The organism is Polynucleobacter sp. AM-26B4 (genome assembly GCF_018882285.1).
Taxonomy (GTDB): Bacteria; Pseudomonadota; Gammaproteobacteria; order Burkholderiales; family Burkholderiaceae; genus Polynucleobacter.
In genome coordinates, this window is the sequence record NZ_JACVOT010000013.1 from 1 (window position 1) to 237 (window position 237).

Below are 237 nucleotides of genomic sequence, written 5' to 3' on the forward strand. Positions count from 1 at the left end.
CCGCCCGCAATAGTGCCTAATGCCGTATTGTTTGACGCCCTAACAACTCCGTTATTGATTGCCGTTGCACCTGTGTAAGTATTTGCACCAGATAAAGTAAGAGTGCCACTACCATCCTTGGTTAAAGTTCCTGAACCAGTGGCAATGATCGTACTCACCGTGGTATTTCCAGAACCGCCAATGCTCAAACCAATATTTGTTGCGGTGATGGCTGTTGTTGATTTATTGAGTGTTAGT

The 237-nt window shown here is 45.1% G+C and carries 1 protein-coding gene; it reads right to left on the reverse strand.

Going from position 1 to position 237, the window contains the following annotated elements:
- A partial coding sequence (locus ICE88_RS08470; protein ID WP_216252067.1) for an autotransporter-associated beta strand repeat-containing protein occupies positions 1-237 on the reverse strand: 237 nt, incomplete at both ends.